Source organism: Streptomyces sp. NPDC096132 (assembly GCF_044763345.1).
Classification (GTDB): Bacteria; Actinomycetota; Actinomycetes; order Streptomycetales; family Streptomycetaceae; genus Streptomyces.
Genome location: NZ_JBIWGA010000028.1, coordinates 66971 through 88030 on the forward strand (window position 1 = coordinate 66971; position 21060 = coordinate 88030).

19 protein-coding genes are annotated in these 21060 nt (G+C 72.1%); 13 read left to right on the forward strand and 6 right to left on the reverse strand.

What is annotated here, in order from left to right; genetic code table 11:
• Window positions 1-77 precede the first annotated feature (77 nt).
• Entirely contained in the window at window positions 78-1415 is a 1338-nt protein-coding gene (locus ACIRF9_RS42605; protein ID WP_403834032.1) for a jacalin-like lectin, read from the forward strand.
• Between the two features lie 749 nt (window positions 1416-2164).
• Here the strand turns inward: ACIRF9_RS42605 and ACIRF9_RS42610 are convergent.
• Complete coding sequence (locus tag ACIRF9_RS42610; RefSeq protein WP_403834035.1) at window positions 2165-2674, reverse strand: nuclear transport factor 2 family protein; 510 nt, start codon at window positions 2672-2674, stop codon at window positions 2165-2167.
• 104 nt (window positions 2675-2778) lie between these two features.
• Window positions 2779-3099 (reverse strand): DUF1330 domain-containing protein, encoded by a 321-nt coding sequence (locus tag ACIRF9_RS42615; protein WP_403834038.1) that lies wholly within the window; start codon window positions 3097-3099, stop codon window positions 2779-2781.
• A 522-nt stretch (window positions 3100-3621) separates the two neighbouring features.
• Between ACIRF9_RS42615 and ACIRF9_RS42620 the strand changes: the two genes are divergently transcribed.
• From ACIRF9_RS42620 to ACIRF9_RS42650, 7 genes are all read left to right on the forward strand, one after another.
• Entirely contained in the window at window positions 3622-4578 is a 957-nt protein-coding gene (locus tag ACIRF9_RS42620) for an alpha/beta hydrolase (protein ID WP_403834040.1), read from the forward strand.
• Window positions 4579-4697: 119 nt separating this feature from the next.
• Window positions 4698-6698 carry a flavin-containing monooxygenase gene (locus ACIRF9_RS42625; RefSeq protein ID WP_403834043.1) on the forward strand — a complete coding sequence of 667 codons (2001 nt, stop codon included), beginning with the start codon at window positions 4698-4700 and terminating at the stop codon, window positions 6696-6698.
• Window positions 6699-6786: 88 nt separating this feature from the next.
• Entirely contained in the window at window positions 6787-7539 is a 753-nt protein-coding gene (locus ACIRF9_RS42630) for an SDR family NAD(P)-dependent oxidoreductase (protein WP_403834046.1), read from the forward strand.
• A 79-nt stretch (window positions 7540-7618) separates the two neighbouring features.
• Window positions 7619-8896 (forward strand): CaiB/BaiF CoA transferase family protein, encoded by a 1278-nt coding sequence (locus ACIRF9_RS42635; protein WP_403834049.1) that lies wholly within the window; start codon window positions 7619-7621, stop codon window positions 8894-8896.
• Between the two features lie 35 nt (window positions 8897-8931).
• Entirely contained in the window at window positions 8932-9714 is a 783-nt protein-coding gene (locus tag ACIRF9_RS42640; RefSeq protein ID WP_403834052.1) for an enoyl-CoA hydratase/isomerase family protein, read from the forward strand.
• A 33-nt stretch (window positions 9715-9747) separates the two neighbouring features.
• Window positions 9748-10869, forward strand: coding sequence for an acyl-CoA dehydrogenase family protein (locus tag ACIRF9_RS42645; RefSeq protein WP_403834054.1), 1122 nt, complete (start codon window positions 9748-9750; stop codon window positions 10867-10869).
• Window positions 10866-11918, forward strand: a complete 1053-nt coding sequence (locus tag ACIRF9_RS42650) for an acyl-CoA dehydrogenase family protein (protein WP_403834056.1) — start codon at window positions 10866-10868, stop codon at window positions 11916-11918. Before ACIRF9_RS42645 ends, ACIRF9_RS42650 begins: the two co-directional genes overlap by 4 nt.
• Window positions 11919-12267: 349 nt before the next feature.
• Here the strand turns inward: ACIRF9_RS42650 and ACIRF9_RS42655 are convergent, their stop codons facing one another.
• The 3 genes from ACIRF9_RS42655 to ACIRF9_RS42665 all read right to left on the reverse strand — a co-directional run bounded on the left by ACIRF9_RS42655 (window position 12268) and on the right by ACIRF9_RS42665 (window position 15426).
• Complete coding sequence (locus ACIRF9_RS42655) at window positions 12268-12984, reverse strand: hypothetical protein (protein WP_403834058.1); 717 nt, start codon at window positions 12982-12984, stop codon at window positions 12268-12270.
• Window positions 12985-13038: 54 nt separating this feature from the next.
• Window positions 13039-13905, reverse strand: coding sequence for an SDR family NAD(P)-dependent oxidoreductase (locus ACIRF9_RS42660; protein WP_403834060.1), 867 nt, complete (start codon window positions 13903-13905; stop codon window positions 13039-13041).
• A gap of 63 nt (window positions 13906-13968) precedes the next feature.
• The gene (locus ACIRF9_RS42665) at window positions 13969-15426 is read right to left on the reverse strand and encodes an FAD-dependent oxidoreductase (RefSeq protein ID WP_403834062.1); all 1458 of its coding nucleotides are present in this window, start codon (window positions 15424-15426) and stop codon (window positions 13969-13971) included.
• Window positions 15427-15673: 247 nt separating this feature from the next.
• Between ACIRF9_RS42665 and ACIRF9_RS42670 the strand changes: the two genes are divergently transcribed.
• Window positions 15674-16522, forward strand: a complete 849-nt coding sequence (locus ACIRF9_RS42670; protein ID WP_403834064.1) for a MaoC/PaaZ C-terminal domain-containing protein — start codon at window positions 15674-15676, stop codon at window positions 16520-16522.
• Window positions 16523-16762: 240 nt separating this feature from the next.
• Here the strand turns inward: ACIRF9_RS42670 and ACIRF9_RS42675 are convergent, their stop codons facing one another.
• A complete protein-coding gene (locus tag ACIRF9_RS42675) occupies window positions 16763-17086 on the reverse strand; it encodes a hypothetical protein (RefSeq protein ID WP_403834067.1) in 324 nt (107 codons plus the stop codon).
• Between the two features lie 153 nt (window positions 17087-17239).
• Between ACIRF9_RS42675 and ACIRF9_RS42680 the strand changes: the two genes are divergently transcribed.
• From ACIRF9_RS42680 to ACIRF9_RS42695, 4 genes are all read left to right on the forward strand, one after another.
• A complete protein-coding gene (locus ACIRF9_RS42680; protein ID WP_403834070.1) occupies window positions 17240-17392 on the forward strand; it encodes a hypothetical protein in 153 nt (50 codons plus the stop codon).
• A 354-nt stretch (window positions 17393-17746) separates the two neighbouring features.
• Complete coding sequence (locus tag ACIRF9_RS42685; RefSeq protein WP_403834073.1) at window positions 17747-18838, forward strand: NAD(P)H-dependent flavin oxidoreductase; 1092 nt, start codon at window positions 17747-17749, stop codon at window positions 18836-18838.
• A gap of 314 nt (window positions 18839-19152) precedes the next feature.
• Window positions 19153-19917, forward strand: a complete 765-nt coding sequence (locus tag ACIRF9_RS42690; RefSeq protein ID WP_403834076.1) for an enoyl-CoA hydratase family protein — start codon at window positions 19153-19155, stop codon at window positions 19915-19917.
• A 3-nt stretch (window positions 19918-19920) separates the two neighbouring features.
• The gene (locus tag ACIRF9_RS42695) at window positions 19921-21057 is read left to right on the forward strand and encodes an acyl-CoA dehydrogenase family protein (protein WP_403834078.1); all 1137 of its coding nucleotides are present in this window, start codon (window positions 19921-19923) and stop codon (window positions 21055-21057) included.
• Window positions 21058-21060 lie beyond the last annotated feature (3 nt).

A 21060-nucleotide genomic window follows, 5' to 3' on the forward strand; every position in this document is an offset into this window, starting at 1 on the left:
CAAGCGCGTTCCACGGGGCTACATTTTGGCATGTATGCAACACCGCCACTCCCCACCTCCTCTGGAGACACATCCCCATGCGCAGACTTCTCGCCTGTCTGGCAGCCGCCGCCGCGGCCCTGGGCGGGCTCGCGCTGGCCGGTACCCCGGCCGCCGCCGCGGCCTCGGGCAGCTTCAGCGTGCTCACCTACAATGTCGCCGGCCTTCCCGCGGCGCTGTCCAGCGCCTCCACCCCGCGTGACACCAGCACCACGGAGATCGGCCGGCGCATCGCCCCGTACGACATCGTGAACGTGGAGGAGGACTTCAACTACCACGCCTACCTGTACTCGACCGACACCCACCCCTACCGCACCGCGACCAGCGGGGGAGCCGGCGTCGGCAGCGGCCTGAACACCGTGTCGGACTACGCGTGGGACGGCGACGACTTCGAGCGGGTCCGGTGGAACTCCTGCCAGATCGACTCGGGCGACTGCCTCACGCCGAAGGGCTTCACCTTCATGCGGGAGCGCCTCGCCGAGGGGGTGTACGTCGACTTCTACAACCTGCACACCAACGCTGGCACCAACGACGGCGACGAGGCCTCCCGCGCCGACAACCTCAACCAGCTCACCGCCTTCATCAACTCCCACTCAGCGGGCAACGCCGTCGTGGTGATGGGTGACACCAACGCCCGTTACACCCGCTCCGCCGACACGATCGGCGAGTTCGCCGCGGCCAACGGGCTGACCGACGCCTGGGTCCAGCTGATCCGCGGCGGCAGCGCGCCGGCCAAGGGCAGCGACGCGCTGGTCTGCGACCAGACCGGAGCGACCGTGCCCAACACCTGCGAGGTCGTCGACAAGGTCCTCTACCGCAGCAGCAGACTGGTCAGCCTCAACGCGACGTCGTACAACAACGAGCACGCCAAGTTCCTCACCGACGACGGGAAGATGCTCTCCGACCACGATCCGATCACCGTCGGCTTCACCTGGTCGCAGAGCCCCGACTACCAGCTGAGCGACCAGTTCGGCGGACCGCACGGCGACTACTACCAGGACATCGCCCGCGTCCCTGCGTCGGCCCCCGCCACCCAGATCTCGCTGCGTGGCGGCTCCCGCGTCGACCAGGTCGGCATCACCCTGGGCGACGGCACCACGCTCACCCACGGCGGCACCGGCGGCACGGCGTCCTCGCTGACGCTGGGCAGCGGCGAGTACGTGACCACCGCATACCTGTGCGAGGGCAAGTACAACAACACCACGCGGATCTTCTACACCCGATTCACCACCAACCTGGGTCACACCCTCGCGGCCGGTACGACAACCTCCGACTGCGTGACCCGCACCGCTCCGACCGGCTGGCAGATCGCGGGCTTCCACGGCCGCGCCGGCAACGAGTTGGACAAGATCGGCTTCATCTACACCAAACGCTGATTACGACACCGCCCCGCCCGTCGCCGGTGCGACACGACCACCGGCGGCGCGCGGGGCGCGCCCCGCTCACCGGGCCGGGGTCCCCGCCGTGGCCGACCGGAGGACGGCGGCCCGTGCCGGGGTCTTTCCGGTGTCGGACGTCCGGCCGTCGTGACGCCTTCGGCGCACACCGCCCCCTCACGCGTCGCCGTCCACGAGAGCCATGGCCGAAGGCGGTGGCCGCCGATGCTCCGACCCACGACGCGGTGCCGGTCGACCCCGGAGAGATGGCCGTTCGCGAGACGACCATGATCCGGGGGCAGTGCCCGCACCGCGGATCAGGACCTCCACATCGCCGAAGTGGCCGTCCTCCACGAAGCCGTGGCCGCCGGACCGCCTGCTGTCGGGCAAGGCGTCCCGTCCGCGCCGTCACACCCGGACATGCCCTCGGTGTCGGCGCTCCGGCATCCGACGCCGCCCGGACCGACGGCAGCACCCCCGGGTCGCCGAGGACAAAAACGAGGAGTCGCACCGGCCCCCGAGGCCACGAGCACCCATCGAGCCCTACGACGAAGGCCATGGCCGGGAAGCCGGCCGCCCTCGGCGGGCACAGCGGCCTCCGGAACCGTGAGTCGCGCTCGACCAGGGTTTCGGGCGACGTCAGCGGGCCTCCCGTGGGTGAACACGACCGCGACGGCCGGGCCCCGGCTCCGCGGCCCCGGTCGGTGCCGGTCACCGGAACCGACCGTCCTGCGAAGCGCCCGCCCCTCTCATGTGTGCAGGCCACGCAGCAGCGCGGGCGCCTTGACCCCGATACCGGCCATGGGGGCGTCCAGCACGCCGACCTGGGTGAGCAGCGAGGCGTGGTCCCACATCAGGTGCTCGTACTTGATCAGGTCGCCCTCGAAGCCGACCACGACGTTCATCACCACCTCGACCGGCTTGCCGGTCGGGGGGACACCCGGGATCTTCCAGGGCATCTCGCGGTCGTGTGTGAAGCGGAAGAAGAACTCGTCCCAGATGTGGTTGTCGTCCATCACCCGGGTGGTCAGTTCCTGCTCGACGTCGGCCGGGACGTTCGGCAGGAAGTGCTGGGAGTAGAACTCGTAGACCTCGTCCCGACCGTTGAGCAACTGTCCCAGAGGAGCACAGTAGATGTAGGGGTCGTCACACATCGTCGCGATGGCCGCGTCGGGGTCGTGGAGAGCGAACTCGGCGTAACCATGTCGCTCCCAGACCCCCACCATGTGACGCTGCCGGTCATTGGCCGGTTCGAACATCGTGTCCTCCTGTCGTCGTTGAGCGGGCGGATCCCGGACAGGAAACGGCGGCGACAGAACAGGCGCCACTCTTCCGGATCGTTGAGTGGACCGACGGCGACGATTCAGTCGGCCTCGTACTCGTAGAGCCCGTCGACGAGGATCATCTCGGTGACCGAGTGCCGTTGCCGGATCGCGACGGCCTTCTGATACTCCGGCGAGTGGTAGAACGCCAACGCGGCTTCCTTCGAAGGGAACTCCTGGATGAAGTAGGCACCCTCCCGCGGCTCGCCTTCGAGCACCTCGGCGACCACGCCCTGCGCGAGGTGTGTGTGCGGGTGGTCGCCGGCCACCCGGAGATATGCCTCGACGTACTCCTGCATCCCCCGCTTGGACTCCTCGCTGGAGTCCTTGAGGTGACTGCGGGCGATGATGTATGCGGGCATCGACTCGGCCTTCCCGTGCGGCGACCGCCACGTTGCGGTCCTGGTGGGGAGATTGAAGTACCCGGCACCGCGATCGACCAGCGCCCTGGTCCGCTCAGTGGACTCCGGGGCCGGGGCGTCGACGGAGGGCTCGGCCCGGGTCGCGGCCGGCGCCGCGGCCGGCGGACCGACCGCCCGGTGTGCAGGGCCGGGTCGACAGCGGGCAGCAGCCGACGGCTGCCGGTGGTTCGGACCGGCGGGCCCGCCCGCGGCTGTCGCGAGGCGGTGGGGGGCGTGGGCCGCGCGGAGGAGGAACCGGGTGTGGGCGGCGACGGCGATCCCTGCCCGACGGGCTCCGTCCAGCGATCCCGAACGGTCCCGGTCAGCGGGATCTCTCCTCCGTGGTCGCGCGGACCCCGACGCAGACTGCGGAGCAGGTGCGGTGAGCAGGCGCGTCCGTCGCGGGCCCGCGGTCCGCGGCTCGCACCGGCTGCGCCGCCTTCCCCGGCGCCCGCCTCAGTACTCGTACAGAAGGGTGCGGCAATGTCGCAGCACGTCCCTACACCCGACCCGGACGCGGCGGCCCTCTACGCGGCACGGCGGGCCCGCGGTGCCGGCGGGATGCGGGAGACCGGGCTGGAGGCCGTGCGCGCGGGGCTGGAGGCCATGCCTCACCCGGCGGACATGCCGAAGATGGCCGCCGTGGAGGACCTGGACGTGCCCTGCGGACACGGGCTGCTGCCGATCCGGGTCTACAGTCCCACCACCGACACCGATGTGCCCGCGGTCGTGTACTTCCACGGCGGGGGCATGGTGATGGGCACGAACCACTCCTTCGAACCGTTCGCCCGGGCGATCGCGGCGTACACCGGACACCGGGTGTTCGCCGTCGGGTACCACCTCGCGCCCGAGCATCCGCCCCCCGGTCAGGTCGACGACGCCTGGGCGGCCACCGAGTGGGTCGCCGCGCACGCGGCCGAGCTGGGTGTGGCGCCGGACCGGATCGCCGTCGCCGGGGACAGCGCGGGAGGGACGCTGGCGGCGCTCGTCGCGCTGCGCGCCCGCGACCGCGGCGGGCCCCGGCTGTTCTGCCAGGTCCTGATGTACGGCGGGCTCGACCGGGACATGGCCGCCGCCTCGGTCCGCGAACTGCCCGACGCGCCGGGTCTGAGCCGCGACGACATCTTCTACCTGCACGGCCTCGCCCGGGCCGGGTGGCCCGAGCCCACCGGCCCCGACGAGGTGCCAGCGTACGCGCAGGACCTCACCGGACTCCCACCCGCGATCGTCGCCGTGGGCGAACTCGATCCGCTGCGGGACTGGTCCGAACGCTACGCGGCCCGGCTGCGCGACGCGGGCGTGCAGACGACGGTGACCCGCTACCCGGGTGTCGGCCACGGCTTCCTCATGCAGCTGTACCACCTGGCGCGCGGCAGGCAGGCACTCGCCGAGATCGCCGGACTGCTGCGGGCGAAGACGCAGCACCCGCTGCCGTGGTGAGCCACCTGTGAGGTCCGGCCCGCCCGCCCGGGGAGTCGGAGTCACCCGTCGGCCCCGGGCGCTCCGCACCGAGCCCTCCTGACCGCCCCCTCCCGCCCCCTCCCCCGATGTGAGGACCGATGACGACGTCCGTGATCCCCGACGACCGGCCGACCCGGGTGGTGAACCCGGTGAACGACGCGGACCCGGACCAGCTGCGCGCCGCGGTCGAGGCCGCCGAGCCGGGCGCCCTGCTGATGACGCTGGTGCACCTGACCGGGGACCGGGCACTGCTCACCGAGTTCCGGGAGCGCCTCGCCGCGGCGAAGGCCGCCTGCCCCGGGGAGACACTCGCGCCGGGTCAGTACCCGGGGAAGGTCGCGGACGAGGTGCGCCGACGCGCGCACGCGGTCCTGCGCGGTGAGGGGCTCGTGCCCGCACTCCACATCCCCGACGACGCCCTGTTCCTCGACATGGTCCGGGTCGCCACCGACGAGGCCGTCGGCCCGGAGTACGTGCCCTACCTGCGGGAGCAGGCGGGGTTCGCGTACCTGCCGGACTCCCTCCCCCGGCACCGGCCGGTGCCGTCCGGCTTCCGGATCGCGGTGGTGGGCGCGGGGATGGTCGGGATCAACGCCGCGGTAAAGCTCGGCGAGGCCGGGTTCGAGTACCGGGTGTTCGAGGCGGGCGACGACATCGGCGGGACCTGGGCGCACAACACCTATCCGGGCGCTGCGGTGGACACGCCGAGCCACTTCTACTCGTACTCCTTCGAACTCAATCCGGACTGGTCGAAGTACTATCCGCCGGGCCCGGAGTACCTGCGCTATCTCCACCATGTCGCGGACAAGTACGGCATCCGGGAGCATGTCGCCCTCTCCCACCGGGTGCTGGGTTGCACCTGGGTCGACGAGCGCCAGCTGTGGCGGGTCTCTGTCGCGGGCCCGGACGGGGACACGCAGGTATACGAGGCTAACGCCGTGATCACCGCGACCGGGATCCTCAACGGCCCGTCCGTCCCGGATGTGCCCGGCCTGGAGTCCTTCGCAGGTACCGCGATGCACACCGCCGAGTGGGACGACTCCGTCGCACTCGACGGCAAGCGGGTCGTCGTGCTCGGCACGGGATGCACGTCGGTGCAGGTCGTGGCGAGCCTCGCCGGGCGGGCGCGCCATCTGGACGTGGTCTTCCGCCAGCCGCACTGGATCGCCCCCGAGCGGGCCGTGGTGGGCACGGTCGACGACGCCACCCGGTGGGCGATGCGGCATCTGCCGTACTACCAGCAGTGGTATCGGCTGGTGACCCACTGGTTCACCGCGGACAAGAGCTATCCGATCCCCCGGATCGACGAGGAGTGGTACACCACCCACGTCTCCGCCTCACCGGCCAACGACGCCCTGATGCAGATCTGTCTGAAGCATCTGCACGAGCAACTGGGCGACCGGCCCGACCTGGTGGAGATGCTCACCCCCGACTTCCCGCCGTTCGCCAAGCGCATCGTCAAGGATCCGGGGTTCCTGGCCGCGGTCCGCCGTGACGACGTGGCACTGCACCGTACCGCGTTCGAACGGATCGAGCCGGACGGGGTACTGCTGACGAACGGGGAGTTCCTTCCCGCAGACGTCATCATCTGGGCGACCGGCTTCCGGCTCGAGTTCCTCGGCTTCCTCGACGTCGTGGGCCGGGACGGCATCACCCTGGCCGAGCGCTGGGACGGTGGCCAGGACCCGCGCGCCCACCTGGGCATCACCGTCCCCGGGTTCCCCAACCTCTTCGTCACCGCCGGACCGAACGCCGCGCCGAACCACGGCGGCGGTCACAACGTGACGAGCGAGGAGCACGTCCACTACGCCGTCGAGTGCCTGCGCCACCTCGTGGACCACGGCTACACGGCGATGGAGCCCACGCCGGAGGCGACGCGGGAGTACAACGAGCGGGTCGACGCCGAACTGGACCGCACGGTCTGGCAGCACCCCGGCACCGCGAACGGCTACTACCGCAACGCCGCCGGGCGGGCCTGGGTCACCTGCCCGTGGCGGCTCGTCGACTTCTGGACGATGCTCCGGGCGCCCGACCCCGACGCGCTGCTCCTGCACCGGGGGCCGGCCGGGGCCTCGGCCCACCGGACCACGGCGGACTGAACTCCCATACCACAAGTACGACAAGGGCACTGCACAGGACCCGGCACGGGCGGGCCCGCATCGCACGAACGAAGGGAACCGAACGACCATGGGCATGTTCGACCTCACCGGACACGTGGCACTGGTGACCGGTGCTGGCCAGAACGCCGGGGCCGGCATCGCCCGCGCGCTGGCGCGGCAGGGCGCCGCGGTGGCCGTCAACGACCTCCGGCCGGAACGGGCCGAGGAGACGTGCGCCGAGATCGAGAAGGCGGGGGGCCGGGCGGTGCCGGTTCCGTTCGACGTCACCGACATCGACGCCGTACGGGCGGGAGTCGCGCGGGCCGCGGACGCGCTCGACGGGACCGTCGACATCCTGGTGAACAACGCCGGGATCCCCGCCGACATGGGCTACGGGCCGTTCCGGGACATCGCTCCGGAGCGCTGGCGCGGTCCGGTCGAGATCAACCTGTTCGGCGCGATGAACTGCGTGCACGCCGTTCTGCCGGGCATGCGGGAGGCCGGCTGGGGCCGCGTTGTGCAGATCTCGTCGGGCGCGGGACGGACCGGCCTCGCCATCGGGGTGTCGCTGTACGGGGCGGGCAAGAGCGGCGTCGAGGGGTTCATCCGGCACGTCTCCCAGGAGGAGGCGAAGGCCGGGATCACGGCGAACACCTTGGCGCTCGGGCTGATGCAGAGCGCCGGAGGCCCGGGGATCGACCGGATCGCGGAGGGCATCCCGGTCGGCCGTCTCGGCCGGCCCGAGGACGTCGGCGCGGCCGTCGCCTTCCTCGCCTCCCCCGAGGCGTCCTGGCTCACCGGCCAGACGGTCGACCTCAACGGCGGGAGCCACACACGCTGAGTACGACGGGCGTCGGCATCCAAGGGGTGCCGGCGCCGGTCCGCTCACCGAGACCGACCGAACAGGAAGGGCCAGGACCGTGGGTTTTCCACTGGCGGGCGTCCGCGTCATCGACGTGAGTTCCACGTTCATGGGGCCGTACTGCACGATGCTCCTCGCCCAGTGGGGCGCCGAGGTGATCAAGGTGGAGCCACCGGGCGGTGACGTGGTCCGCAGGATCGGTGACGTGCGCGGCACCTCGATGGGGCCGGTGTTCCTCAACGTCAACCGGGGCAAGCGGAGTGTGGTGCTCGACCTGAAGCAGGGCGGGGCCCGTGACCTCCTGGACCGCCTGGTGGCGGGGGCGGACGTGGTGGTGCACAACATGCGGCCCGGCGCCGCCGAACGCCTCGGTCTGTCGGCGGACGCCGTGCTGCGGGTCAATCCGCGTGCCGTACACTGCGCGTTCCGCGGGTTCGGGGCGGGCGGGCCGTACGAGGACCGGCCGGCCTACGACGACGTCATCCAGGCGGCGAGCGGCATGGCCGCGCTGCAGGGCGGGGCGGGCGGAGCGGAGTACGTCCGCACGGCCGCGGCGGACAAGATCGTCGGACTGATGGGGACGGCGGCCGTGCTGGCGGCGCTGCACGGCCGCGAGGTGACGGGCCGGGGTCAGGCGGTCGAGGTACCCATGCTGGAGACGATGACCCAGTTCATGCTCCTGGAGCAGCAGGGCGGCTGGGTGTTCGATCCGCCCGCCGGGCCGCCCGGGTACGCGCGTACGGCGTCACCGCACCGGCGGCCGTGCCGGACCAAGGATGGCCATCTGGCCGTGATGATCTACACGGACGCCCAGTGGCGCGCGTTCTTCGACTGTGTCGGCCGGCCGGAGCTCGCCGACGACCCGCGATACCGCACGATCCGGGAGCGTACCGAGCACATCGACGAGCTGTACGCCTTCCTCAACGACGAGATGGCGGGCCGGACGACCGACGAGTGGCTCGCCGAGCTGGAACGGCGGGACATCCCCGCCGCGCCGGTCAACACCGTCACCGACCTGTTCGACGACCCGCATCTGCGCGCGACCGGCTTCTTCGAGAGCGTGGAGCACCCCACTGAGGGACCGCTCCGGCTGCCCCGACAGCCCGTCGGCTTCGGGCCGGACCCGCGGCCCGTGACGGCGGGGGACGGGAAGGTCTCGCACGCCCCGGGTCTCGGGGAACACGGTCTCGCCGTGGCACGTGAGGCCGGCCTGGACGAGGCCGAGATCCGGCTGCTCCTCGCCTCGGGGGCACTGGGCGCACCCCGTGGCGCCGCCCCGCGCACCGGACGTCCGGCGCCCAGGGCGGCGCTGGGCTCGACGGGGCGACTCGCATGACACCCGCACCACTGGCGACACCGACTGGGACGGCTATGGCAGATCTCGAATACTCCGTGAAGGACCACATCGCGACGATTCTGCTGAATCGTCCGCACCGCAGGAACGCGTTCACCCTGGACATGGTCGACGCCTGGGCGGACCGGCTGCGCCGGGCCGAGGACGATCCGCGGGTCCGCGTCATCGTCGTCACGGGATCGGGCGGCTCCTTCTGCTCCGGGGTGGACCTGTCCGACTTCAAGGGCGAACAGCGCGACCCGCTGGGCGAGAAGGAGTTGCTGACCCGCCGGGTGCACCGGGTCGCGCTGACCCTGGAGGACGTCTCCAAGCCGGTGCTCGCTGCGGTCGACGGGCCGGCCGTGGGCGCCGGGATGGACATGGCGCTGCTGTGCGACATCCGTTTCGCGTCGCGCACGGCCCGCTTCAGCGAGGGTTACATCAAGGTGGGACTCGTGCCGGGCGACGGCGGCTGCTGGCTGCTCCCCCGCGCGGTGGGCACCGCGACCGCGCTGCGGCTGCTGTGGACGGGCGACTTCGTGGCGGCCGACGAGGCGCTGCGGATCGGCCTCGTGGAGGAGGTGTACGAGGCCGAGGAGCTCCTCGACCGTGTGTACGCCTTCGCGGCACGGCTCGCCGAACGGCCCCCGGCCGCCATCCAGATGATCAAACGCGCGGTGCACCAGGGCGCCCGGCACGATCTGCGCACCGCCCTCGACCTCATCTCCTCCCACCAGGCCGTGATCACGTCGACCCGGGACTCGGCCGAGGCGTACGCCGCCTTCCGGGAAAAGCGTGCCGGGGTCTTCACCGGAGGCTGACCGCCGATGTCCCGAACCCCAGAGAGGCCCGTCATGAGCCCACCTCCGCCCCTCGACGCCGGCGCCGAACTCCGCGCCCGGGTCAGGGAACTGACCGCGTCCTGGCGTGCGGCCGGCCGGTACGTGCCGCGCAGCGACTCCTGGCTGCGCTCCTTCGACCTGGAGTTCAGCAAGGCGCTCGCCGCGGACGGGCTCATCGCCATGACGTACCCGAAGGAGTACGGCGGCGCGGGCCGCAGCAACGTGGAGCGGCTGGCCGTCACCGAGGAACTGCTGCGGGCCGGGGCGCCGGTCGCGGCCCACTGGATCGGCGACCGGCAGATCGGCCCGGCGATCCTGAGGCACGGCAGCCCTGCGCTGCGTGCGGAGATCCTGCCTCGGATCGCCGCCGCCGAGGCCGTGTTCTGCCTGGGCATGAGCGAGCCCGAGGCGGGCTCCGACCTGGCCGCCGTGCGCACGTCCGCGACCCCGGTCACCGGCGGATGGCTGATCTCCGGACACAAGATCTGGACCAGCCACGCCCACCGGGCGACCCACGCCTACGTCCTGGCGCGCACCGCGCGGACGGAACGCAAGCACGAGGGCCTGACGGAGTTCATCCTCGACATGGACGCCGACGGTGTGTCCACCACGCCGATCCCGGACCTCGCCGGTGAACACCACTTCAACGAGGTGCGCTTCGACGAGGTGTTCGTACCCGCCCACCGGGTGATCGGGACGGTCGGCGACGGCTGGCGGCAGGTCGTCGAGCAGTTGTCGTTCGAGCGCGGCGGCGCGGAGCGCGTCCTGTCCAGCTATCCGGTCCTGGCCGAGCTGGTCGCGCACGCAGCCGAGGAGCGGGACGACGCCGAACTCCGCTCTCTTGTGGGGTCGTTGGTCGCGCGACTCGCCGTGTTGCGGCGGCTGTGCCGGGAGGTGGCCGGTCGGCTGGACGCCGGGCAGGCGCCCGTACAGGAGGCTGCCGCGCTGAAGTACCTCGGGAACGCCTTCGAGGTCGACGTCGTGGAGGCCCTGCGCCGTACCGGCCGGTGCCGCGAGCCCTCCCCCGACGGTGTCTACGGCCAGGCCCTGCTAGCCTCCCCCGGCTTCGGGCTGCGCGGTGGCGCCGCCGAGGTCCTGCTGTCCCTCGTCGCCCGTCAGGAGACACGTGCATGAGCGAGTACGCGGAGGAGTTGCGCGACCTGGTGGCGTCCGTCGTCCCCGACCGCACGTCGGCGACGGGGCCCGACGGGGCGCGGGAGGTGTGGGAGAGCCTGCGCGGTCTGGGGCTGCCCCGGATCGGCGTGCCCGAGGAACGCGGGGGCTCGGGCGGCGCCCTGGAGGACCTGCTGGTGGTCGTCGGGGCGCTGGCCGCCCGCGGCGTCGGCGTGCCGGTGGTGGAGTCGTCGGTCGCGGACTGGGTGATCTGCCACGGTCGGCCGCTGGACGACTCCCCCGCCACCCTGGTGCTGCCGGACGGGCCGCCGACGGTAGGGGACGACATGGACGGCGGGACGCTCACCGGGGAGATCCCACTGGTCCCCTGGGCACGCGACGCGGCGTTCCTGGTGGTGTGCCGGCCCGGGCTGGAGGCCCTGGTCGTCGACCTGCGGCACGCGTCGGTGAGCGTGGTGCCGGGTGAGAACCTGGCCGGAGAGCCGCGGGACACCGTACTGCTGGACGGTACGCCCGCCCTGCCGGTCGCCGCCGGGCCCGGGTACGAGGCGGTGCGCGCGCGTCTGGCCCTGCTGTGGTCGGCGGCGGTGGCCGGTACCGCGCGCGGGGCGTACCTGCTGACGAAGGCCTACGTCTGCGAACGCCATCAGTTCGGCGCCCCTTTGACACGTCTGCCAGCGGTGTCGTCGGGGCTGGCGCTGATGAAGGTGCACCTGCTGCAGGCGGACGCCGCACTCGCCCTCGCCCGGGAGGCGATGACGGCGGGCGGCCCGGACGCGGCCGGTGCCGGGCCGCGGGTTCCGGACGCCGTCGCCGTGGCGCGCCTCACCACCGCGCGCACGGCGACCGAAGTCGCGCGCATGGCACACCAGTTGCACGGCGCCATGGGCATCACCCAGGAGTATCCGCTGCACCACCTCACCCGCCGGCTGTGGGCCTGGCGCGACGCCGTGGCCACCGAACGGGACTGGGCCGACGCACTCGGCCGGCGAGCGGCGGACCTCGGCGAGACCGGTGTCTGGACCTGGCTGACAGCCACTGGAGCGTAGAGAGCCGTCGTCATGCGGTGAGTTCTCTCTGAGGAGACCATGGCGCTGGAACCGCTGCGGCGAGGAGGCGCCGCGGGTCCGTCTTCGCTCCTGGGGTCGGCTTCCTTCCCCCATCGCCTTCTTTGCGGAACCCGGTTCGGGTTCGTGGTCTTCGGGGCCGGCACGACTCTTCGCCCCTGTCCTCGATGATCCGGGGGGCTGTCACCGGTCCCGGCGGCACCGACTCGCCGGGAAGGAAGGCCGCGTGTGAGATCCGGACCGTGCCGGCGCGCTGTCGGTACCTGTCGGCAGCTCAGCGCCTCGACGACGCGATGAGCCTGATCGCCTGGCACGCCGGTGACGACGAGGTCTAGGAAATGGGCGAGTTGAACGCGTTGCGTTCGCGTCCCGGACCGGTGAAGACGAAGTCCAGTTCCACCACCGAGCCGAAGAGACTGAGTCCGGTCGCGAACAGGTCGGTGCGGATGTGGACTTGGGCGCCGTGACGACCGTAAGCGTATTCCTCGGTCCGGGAGAACACCTCGGAGGCGGCCATGCGCTCGTCGATCTCCCGGTCGCCGTCCTCACCGCGGGCCTTGAGGACCTGCAGGCCCTGAACACGGGCGGCGAACTCCGGGTTCGCCGCGATCTCCTCGCGCAGCCCGGTCACCGCGGCCTCCAGGTCCTCCAGCCGGCCGTAATGGAGACCGAAGTGCAGGTACGACTCCGGCCACTGGGACCGCTGTTCGAGGAACGCCGTGAGCGCGGGGTGCTCGTCGTCGGTGCCGGCGCCCAACTGCCGGGCGATGACGGCTTCGAGTTCGAGCTGTGCGGGCTTCAGCGCGAACAGGTAGACGATGTTGTCGGCGCGGGCGGGGGTGTCCCGGTCCATCGCGATGACGTAAAGCGGCTCGTCGGAGAACTGGTTGGGGAACTCCTGGACTCTGGCCCCGAGCAGTTCGAAGAACCGGGTCGCGAGCGCCCGTTCCCCCGGGCGGAAGTGGAGGGCGAGGTGCCCCAGGCTCGTGCTCGGCAGGGGGACCGTCGTCGGCGGTGTGCGCTCGGGTGCGGGGTTCTTCGTGGCCATGTATGGCTCATCTCCTCGGTGTCGTGGCCGGGTTCACTGGGACGGCGGCCGGATTCACTGGGAAGGCGGTGGGGTGAAGCGGCTGCGTGCGGGGGCCGGTGGGCGGCGCGCGGTCAGCTGGTCGGCGCGGTCGCGCATGGCGGCCAGCACCGACTCGGGCTGGGTGACGATGTAGAACTCCCCGTCGGCGGCCTGTTGCAGGATGGTCGCGGCGGCCTCCTCGGCGCCGATGGCCCGTTCGCGGACCCGGAACATGGCCTCGCGCTCCTTCTCGGCCGCGGCCAGGTCACCGCTGTCGACCCCGCCCGCCCGGTCGAAGATGCGTGAGGTCACGGCCCCGGGCAGCACCGCGCCCACCTGGATGTGCCCGTCTCCGGCCAGGCCGACCTCCTGGTGGAGGCACTCGGTCATGGCCAGGACGGCGTGTTTGCTCATGATGTACGGGGTCTGCAGCGGCCACGCGGTCACGGCGCCGACGGACGCCATGTTGAGCACGCAGGCCGGTTCGGACTGGGCCAACAGATGTGGCATGAAGGCCCGTATCCCGTGGAACACGCCGCTGATGTTGACCGATACGAGACGTTCGAAGTTGGCCACGGGGGTGTCCCAGAGGTAACCGAACTGCAGGATGCCCGCGTTGTTGACCAGCAGGCGCACCGGTCCGGACTCCTTGACCACGCGGTCGGCGAGTGCCTGTACGGCGGTCGCGTCCCGCACGTCCACGAGGGCCGCGGTCGCCCGCCCCCCGTCGCGCGTGATGTCGGCGCAGGTGTGCTCCAGCGCGGCCTCGTCGACGTCCACGAGGACGACGTTCATCCCGAGGGCGAGCGCGGCGTGACGGGCGAGCCCCGCTCCGACGCCGGCGCCCGCCCCCGTGATCACGGCGGTTCCACCGCCGAACACTTCCACCGAACTGGGCATGGCCTCTCCCTTCCGGCCCCTGGCCTGTGTGCATACGTCGAACCGGGCACCCGCCCCGCCGTCTCACCCGCGTGCCGCCGCGCGTCCGGCACGGCGGCCGAAGAAGCTCCCGTCGCCGAGGGAGATCCCGCTCGCGTATCCGCCCGCGGCGATCCCAGCGGTCGTACGCCCCGCCGCATACAGTCCCTCGATCGCCTCGCCGTCGACGTCGAGGACGGCGCCGTCGATGTCGGTGCGCAGGCCGCCCAGGGTGAATCCGGAGGTCTGGCCGCGCAGGTCGTAGACCCCGTACGGCGGGCGCAGCGGACGTACCCACGGGGCGGCCTTGTGGTGGACCGGGTCATGGCCCTCGGCGGCGTGCCGGTTGTAGAGGCCGAGCGTGGCCGCGAGTGCTCCGGGCGGCACGCCCATGGCCTGCTCCAGTTCGGCGATGTCCTCGGAAACCCAGGTCGGCGGAGGGACCCGCATCGACGTGGCCGCGCGGTCGGCGGCGGCCGCTTCGGCGGCCTCCTCGTCGGCGACCACGAAGCTCTGGCTGCCGTGGTGGAGGAGCAGTTCCTGGCCGATGCGGCCGGGGTAGGTGTCCTCGTTGATGACACGTTCACCGCGGCCGTTGACGACGACGCCCCGGACCATCAGGCCGGGGTCGGCGTGCACGGCTGCCTCGCAGGCCCACAGGTGGGCGGTGTCCGCGCCGACGGCCTGCGCGGCCCGGATCGCCCGGCCGTCGTGCTGCTCGACCGCCGAGCCGGGGCGCCCGCCGAGCGCCGGGACGTACCGGGCGACCATGTCCGCGTTGAAGGTGAAGCTCCCGGCCGCGAGGACGACACCTCGGCGTGCCCGGATCGCCACGTCCTCGCCGAGGCTGCGCGCAACCACTCCGCGCACCCGGCCGTCGTCGGCCACGACGAGCCGCCGGAAGCGGATGCCGTAGCGCGCTCGGGCTCCCGTCTGCTCGGCGTTGGTGGCGAGATGCAGCATGAGCTGGTAGCCGGCACCCCGTTCGCCGGTGCGCTTGTCCGCCATGCGCGGCAGGTGTCCGCGGGGTGCGGGCGGGGCGATGTCGGCGAACGGGTGGGCGTTCTCACCACCGGAGTACATCAGGCCCTCGTCGCCCGGAGGTTCCCAGGCCGGACGGTCGTGGAAGGCCGCGCGGAAGGGCACTCCGCAGCGCACCAGCCAGTCGAAGTGCTCGACGCTCCGCTCGCTGTAGACCTCGATCTTGGCGGCGTCGGCCGCCGGTCCCATGGCGGCGGTCAGGAAGCGGTGCATGGCCTCCGGGGTGTCGTGGAAGCCGCAGGCCTTCTGCACCCCGGTGCCGCCGCCCAGGTAGACGAACCCGCCCGCGAGCGCGGCGGCGCCACCCCAGCCTCCGGTGTGTTCGAGGACCAGCACGTCGGCGCCCTCCACGGCGGCGCCGATCGCGGCGGCGGCACCTGCCACGCCGTATCCGACGACCACGACCTCCGCCTCGCCGTCCCACTCACGTAGGTCGGCCTCACGGCACGGCCGCGCGGTCATTCCGGCCGCCGCGAGGCCCGACGCTCCCGAACCATCAGCATCTCCGGCTCCCTTCGCTCCGCATCCCCCTGCCTACCGCGACCGCCCCGACAAGGCATCGGCCCACTCTCACTGAGCGGGAGCCGGCCGGGAGACGCGAGGGCCACGCCACGGCGCCGTTGACTCCTCCCGGGCCCTTTCCTTACCCTCCGCACACCAAGCGAGCGCTTGATTGGTCAACGGGATGGGCGATGCGATGGACTACCCGATGGGTGATGTGACCGGCCCGGGAGAAGGACGACTCGAATCGGCCGGCGATTGGTGTGGACGTGACCTCGGCACCAGGACGGTCTCCTACGACGAGCGGGACGCGATCCTCTACGCGCTTGCCGTGGGCGCCCGGCCCGTCGAGGACCTTGACCTGGTGTTCGAGCGCGGGCTGCGGGTGCTGCCCACCTTCGCGCTTTCCCTGGCCCAGTGGGCCCCGGACGTCCTGGCCGGACAAGGGGCGTTCGGCGACGCCACCGCCCTGCACGGGGCGCAACGGCTGATGGTCCACAAGGAGTTGCCCCCGACCGGGGAGGTCACGTGCTCGGCCGCCGTGACCGACGTGTGGGACAAGGGCGGTGCGGCCGTCTTCGAAGTGGCGGTGGACAGCGCGTACTTCCACGCGGTCTGGTCCGTCTTCGCCCCGGGCCGGGGCGGGTTCGGCGGCGAACGGGGGCCGGGCCGGCCACCCGCGCACGACGGCGACCCCAGCCACCGCACGCGGCAGCACACCTTCCCGGCACAGGCGGCGCTGTACCGTCTCACCGGCGACCGGCACCTGATCCATGTCGATCCGGCTGCCGCGGCGGCCATCGGACAGCCGCGCCCGATCCTGCACGGCCTGTGCACCCTGGCGGGCACCGTTCTGCGGCTCGCCGATGTCCTCGGCGCCCATCCCGCCGACCTGACCGAGGTGGACGGGCGGTTCGCGTCGCCCGTCCTGCCCGGGGACACCCTCGATGTCGCCGCCTGGCGGGACGCCGAGGGGGACGGAGCGGCCTTCGAGGTGGCCCGGGAGAGGGACGCCGTACTCACAGGCGGGCGGGTTCGTTTCGGGCGGGCCGGTTAGCCGAGCCGGTCAGCTGAGCCGCCGACCCGGAACCAGTCGTCCGCCCACCCGGGCGCTGCTTCGGCGAGCCGAGCCGCCGTGTTCCGCGTGCGGCCGGGACGCGGGAGCCGGTGTCCGGGAAAACCGGAGCCGGGACAGCCTGCATTCGGGACAGCCTCCGTCGAGACAACCGGACCCGGGACAACGGTGTTCGGGACAACCGGCGTCGAGGCCCTGGCCGTCGGTAGCCCGGCTCCGCTCCTACGAGGCGATCGGACGGTGGGCCAGATGGGCGAGTTCGGCGAAGGAGGCGCGGTAGAGGGGCTCGTCGGCGGTCGGGATCTCGTGCCGGAAGAACACTGGTGCGGCGCCTGGCTCGCTCCCGTGGATCGGCTCGCCCAGGTCCTCGGCGATGCCGAAGTACAGCCGGGTCACACCGCCTCGGCGCGCCTCGGCACGCACCGTCACCCAGTCCAACGGGTACGGCCCGTCGACGTTACTGCGGCGGAAGGCCTCGAGGATCCCGCGGTCGACCTGGTTGTGCACACGCTCCTGCCGGAAGACCCGCGGCTCCGCCGGATCCATGTCAGACCACCCTCCGTTCGGCGAGCGCGGCCACCTCGGTGAAGTACACGCGGAACAACGGCTCGTCACCGGGCGGAACGAGGAACGACGGCGATGTGGTGTAGACGAAGGAGGCCTGGTCTGTGCCGTAGAGCGCGGCGTTCAGCGCCCCTCGTGGTCAGCGGGGACGACTCGCTGGGGGCAGTGCGCGTCGCCGGTGACCTGCAGGCCGATATCGAGCGGTTCACCGGTGTCCGTCCGGCCGTCTCCGAGGACGCCGTGCCAGAGCAGAAGGAGATCGTCCCCCACGCCACCTCTGCCCCCTGAGAGCCACCGGCGGTGAGCCGGGCCCCCCGTCCGGCCACATCCGGCGTCGGCCGGGGCGGCGCCGACGACGCCGGCGCTCGCCAGGGCGGACGGAGACGCCGAGCCGGTGCTCGTCCCGCCCCACCTCAACGCCCGACCTGCGCGAAGGCCTACGCAACCAATCAAGCGCTTGGTAAAGTGCGTATCCGCACGATCCCGAGGGGGGAGTCTTCCGATGCCGGGCCCGACAGTCCGGCAAAGCGCGAACTCCCTGCGTTCCGAAGGACGTTGCTGACACACAACGGGCCCCAGGATTCCCTCCGGCCTGCCGAGACCGCCCCGGTCCGGGCGAGCGGCGCGAGAAGGAGAACCGGCATGACCGACCCCGTCGATCCCGTTCACCCCGCCCTGCGCACCCCGCTGTGCGACCTGGTCGGCGTCCGCTACCCGATCGTGCAGACCGGGATGGGGTACGTCTCTGGCCCCGAGCTCACCGCCGCGACCGCGGCGGCCGGCGGGCTCGGCATTCTGGCGAGCGCGACACTGACCCTGGAACAGACACGGGACGCGATCCGCGCCGTACGGGAACGCACCGACGCCCCGTTCGGCGTGAACATGCGCGGCGACGCGCCGGACGTGCTGGAGCGCGGGGACCTACTGGTGCGCGAAGGCGTGCGGATCGCGTCCTTCGCGCTCGCACCCAACGAACGCGTCATCCGCACACTCAAGGACTCCGGGCTGGTGGTCATCCCGTCCATCGGCGCCCGCCGCCACGCCGAGAAGGTGCAGGCATGGGGCGTCGACGCGGTAGTCGTCCAGGGTGCCGAGGGGGGCGGGCACACCGGTGGCGTACCCACCTCGATCCTGGTCCCGCAGGTCGTGGACGCCGTCGACATCCCGGTCATCGCGGCCGGCGGTTTCCGTGACGGCCGCGGCCTGGTGGCCGCGCTCGCACAGGGCGCCGTCGGTATCGCGATGGGCACCCGCTTCCTGCTGACCAGCGACAGCACGGTGCGCGACTCGGTCAAGGCCGAGTACCTCAGACGCGGGGTCACCGACACCGTCGTCACTGCGGTTCTCGACGCCATACCCCAGCGGGTGCTGCGCACCGAACCGGTGGAACGACTCCTGAAGGAACGAGCGCCGGCGCGTCTCGTCCGTTCCCTGCGGCACGCCGTCGCCTTCCGCAGGACATCCGGCACGTCGTGGTCCGACATGGTCCGCGAAGGCCTGGCCATGCGCCGCCATCATGACCTGGGGTGGTCCCAGGTCATGATGGCGGCGAACACGCCGATGATGCTGCGGGCCAGCATGGTCGACGGCCGGACAGACCTCGGCACACTCGCCTCCGGCCAGATCGCGGGCGTGATCGAGGACCTGCCCGGCTGCAAGGAGCTCATCGAGGGAATCGTCGCGGAAGCCGACGCCGTACTGAGGCGCCTGACCGCGCCGGGAGCGCGGGGGTGACGGCTCGCCGGCCTTCCTCCGGCCACCGCCCCGGCCCGCCCTTGTCCCCGGCCGCCGCCCCGGTCATCCCTGGCGCCCAGGCGCTTGGGTGGCCCGACGTTCCCGGCCCGGCCCCTCTCGCCGTCCCGGCCACCGCGGCCCGCTCCCCCTCCCGGCCGCCCCGGCCCCTCGCTCACCGCCACGGACCGGCAGCCTCGACACCTCGCGCCCTCCCGCACGCCCCGGCGCTCGCAAGCCACCCGACCCTCCCGCCTTCCCTCCAGCCCCCATCCCAGCGGCCCTCCCCGGGCGCCCCGACACCCCACGGAGTCCCCATGGTCACTGACATCATCCGGACCACGATCGACGAGCACGGTATCGCCGAGGTCGTCGTCGACTGCCCGCCCGTCAACGCCCTGCCGGTGGCGGGCTGGTTCCAGCTGGCCGAGACCGTCGAGCAGCTCGGCCGCGACCCGGACGTACGGGTCGTGCTGCTGCGGGCCGAGGGCCGCGGCTTCAACGCCGGCGTGGACATCAAGGAACTCCAGGCCGACACCGGCCACACCGCGATCATCGGCGTGAACCGCGGCTGCTTCGCCGCGTTCGCCGCGGTCTACGACTGCGCGGTGCCCGTGGTCACCGCGGTCCAGGGCTTCTGTGTGGGCGGCGGGATCGGCCTGGTCGGCAACTCGGACGTGATCGTCGCGGCCGAGGACGCGTACTTCGGGCTGCCCGAGGTGGACCGCGGCGCGCTGGGGGCCGCCACGCACCTGTCCCGGCTCGTCCCGCAGCACAAGGCCAGGGCCATGATGTACACCTGCGCGACCGCGTCCGCCGCCGAACTGCACGCTTTCGGCTCGGTGCTCGACGTCGTGCCCGGCGCCCGGCTGCGCGAGCGGGCCTTGGAGGTCGCCGCCGAGATCGCCGGGAAGAACACGGCGGTGATCCGCGCCGCCAAGGAGGCCTTCAACGGCATCGACCTGTGGGACGTCAAGCGCAGCTACCGCTACGAGCAGGGCTTCACCTTCGAGGTCAACCTGTCGGGCGTCGCCGCCGAGGTCCGCGACACCTTCGGCCGCGCCACGGACCAGGAGAGGTGACCGATGGACCTCACCTGGAGCGACGAGGAGCGGGCCTTTCGGGCCGAGGCCCGGGAGTGGCTCGCGGCGAACGTGCCGGACGGGCCGCTGCCGTCGGGTGACACCCGGGAAGGCTTCGCCGCCCATCTGGAGTGGGAACGCGCCCTGTTCGAGGCCCGCTGGTCGGTGGTCTCCTGGCCCGAGGAATACGGCGGCCGGGACGCCTCCCTGTGGCAGTGGCTGATCTTCGAGGACGAGTACTACCGGGCCGGGGCGCCCTCCCGGGTGACCCAGAACGGCATCTTCCTGCTGGCGCCCACCGTCTTCGCGTTCGGCACCGAGGAGCAGCAGCAGCGCATCCTGCCGAGGATGGCGGCCGCCCAGGACCTGTGGGCGCAGGGCTGGTCCGAGCCCGGCGCGGGCAGCGACCTGGCCGCGACCCGCAGCCGGGCGGTCCGTGACGAGCAGTCTGGCGGCTGGCGGCTGACCGGCCAGAAGACGTGGACCACCCGCGGCGCCTTCTGCACCCACCTCTTCGGTCTCTTCCGCACCGACCCTGACGCCGAGCGCCACCGCGGGCTGACCTACTTCCTGGTCCCCCTGGACGCCCCCGGTGTCACCGTCCGCGGCTTCGAACGCCTCGACGGCGACGAGGGGTTCGCGGAGGTGTTCCTCGACGGCGTGTTCGTCCCCGACGCCGACGTGCTGGGCGCGGTCGGGGAAGGATGGCGGGTGGCCATGGCGACGACCGGCTCCGAGCGCGGTCTGACCCTGCGCTCCCCCGGCCGCTTCCTGCACGCCGCCGACCGGCTGCTCGACCTGGCCCGCGGCACGCCGAGCGGGCCCGGGGCACACCGGGACCGGGTGGTGCAGTCGTGGATCGAGGCGCAGGCCTACGAGTTGTTCACCCTGGACCAGGTCACGTCCATGGTCGAGGGACGGCAGATCGGCGCGGAGTCCAGCCTGAACAAACTGTTCTGGTCCCGGCTCGACATCGCCCTGCACGAGACCGCCATCGACCTGCTCGGGCCCGAGGCCGAGGTCGACGGCCCCTGGAGCCGCGGTTTCCTGTTCTCCCTGGCGGGCCCCATCTACGCCGGCACCAACGAGATCCAGCGCAACATCGTCGCCGAGCGGCTGCTCGGCCTGCCGAGGAGGTGACAG

Coding starts and splice junctions, on each gene's coding strand:
- ACIRF9_RS42605 (WP_403834032.1), top strand. CDS start 78: ATGCGCAGACTTCTCGCCTGTCTGGCAGCCGCCGCCGCGGCCCTGGGC.
- ACIRF9_RS42610 (WP_403834035.1), bottom strand. CDS start 2,674: ATGTTCGAACCGGCCAATGACCGGCAGCGTCACATGGTGGGGGTCTGG.
- ACIRF9_RS42615 (WP_403834038.1), bottom strand. CDS start 3,099: ATGCCCGCATACATCATCGCCCGCAGTCACCTCAAGGACTCCAGCGAG.
- ACIRF9_RS42620 (WP_403834040.1), top strand. CDS start 3,622: ATGTCGCAGCACGTCCCTACACCCGACCCGGACGCGGCGGCCCTCTAC.
- ACIRF9_RS42625 (WP_403834043.1), top strand. CDS start 4,698: ATGACGACGTCCGTGATCCCCGACGACCGGCCGACCCGGGTGGTGAAC.
- ACIRF9_RS42630 (WP_403834046.1), top strand. CDS start 6,787: ATGGGCATGTTCGACCTCACCGGACACGTGGCACTGGTGACCGGTGCT.
- ACIRF9_RS42640 (WP_403834052.1), top strand. CDS start 8,932: ATGGCAGATCTCGAATACTCCGTGAAGGACCACATCGCGACGATTCTG.
- ACIRF9_RS42645 (WP_403834054.1), top strand. CDS start 9,748: ATGAGCCCACCTCCGCCCCTCGACGCCGGCGCCGAACTCCGCGCCCGG.
- ACIRF9_RS42650 (WP_403834056.1), top strand. CDS start 10,866: ATGAGCGAGTACGCGGAGGAGTTGCGCGACCTGGTGGCGTCCGTCGTC.
- ACIRF9_RS42655 (WP_403834058.1), bottom strand. CDS start 12,984: ATGGCCACGAAGAACCCCGCACCCGAGCGCACACCGCCGACGACGGTC.
- ACIRF9_RS42660 (WP_403834060.1), bottom strand. CDS start 13,905: ATGCCCAGTTCGGTGGAAGTGTTCGGCGGTGGAACCGCCGTGATCACG.
- ACIRF9_RS42665 (WP_403834062.1), bottom strand. CDS start 15,426: ATGACCGCGCGGCCGTGCCGTGAGGCCGACCTACGTGAGTGGGACGGC.
- ACIRF9_RS42670 (WP_403834064.1), top strand. CDS start 15,674: ATGGGTGATGTGACCGGCCCGGGAGAAGGACGACTCGAATCGGCCGGC.
- ACIRF9_RS42675 (WP_403834067.1), bottom strand. CDS start 17,086: ATGGATCCGGCGGAGCCGCGGGTCTTCCGGCAGGAGCGTGTGCACAAC.
- ACIRF9_RS42685 (WP_403834073.1), top strand. CDS start 17,747: ATGACCGACCCCGTCGATCCCGTTCACCCCGCCCTGCGCACCCCGCTG.
- ACIRF9_RS42690 (WP_403834076.1), top strand. CDS start 19,153: ATGGTCACTGACATCATCCGGACCACGATCGACGAGCACGGTATCGCC.
- ACIRF9_RS42695 (WP_403834078.1), top strand. CDS start 19,921: ATGGACCTCACCTGGAGCGACGAGGAGCGGGCCTTTCGGGCCGAGGCC.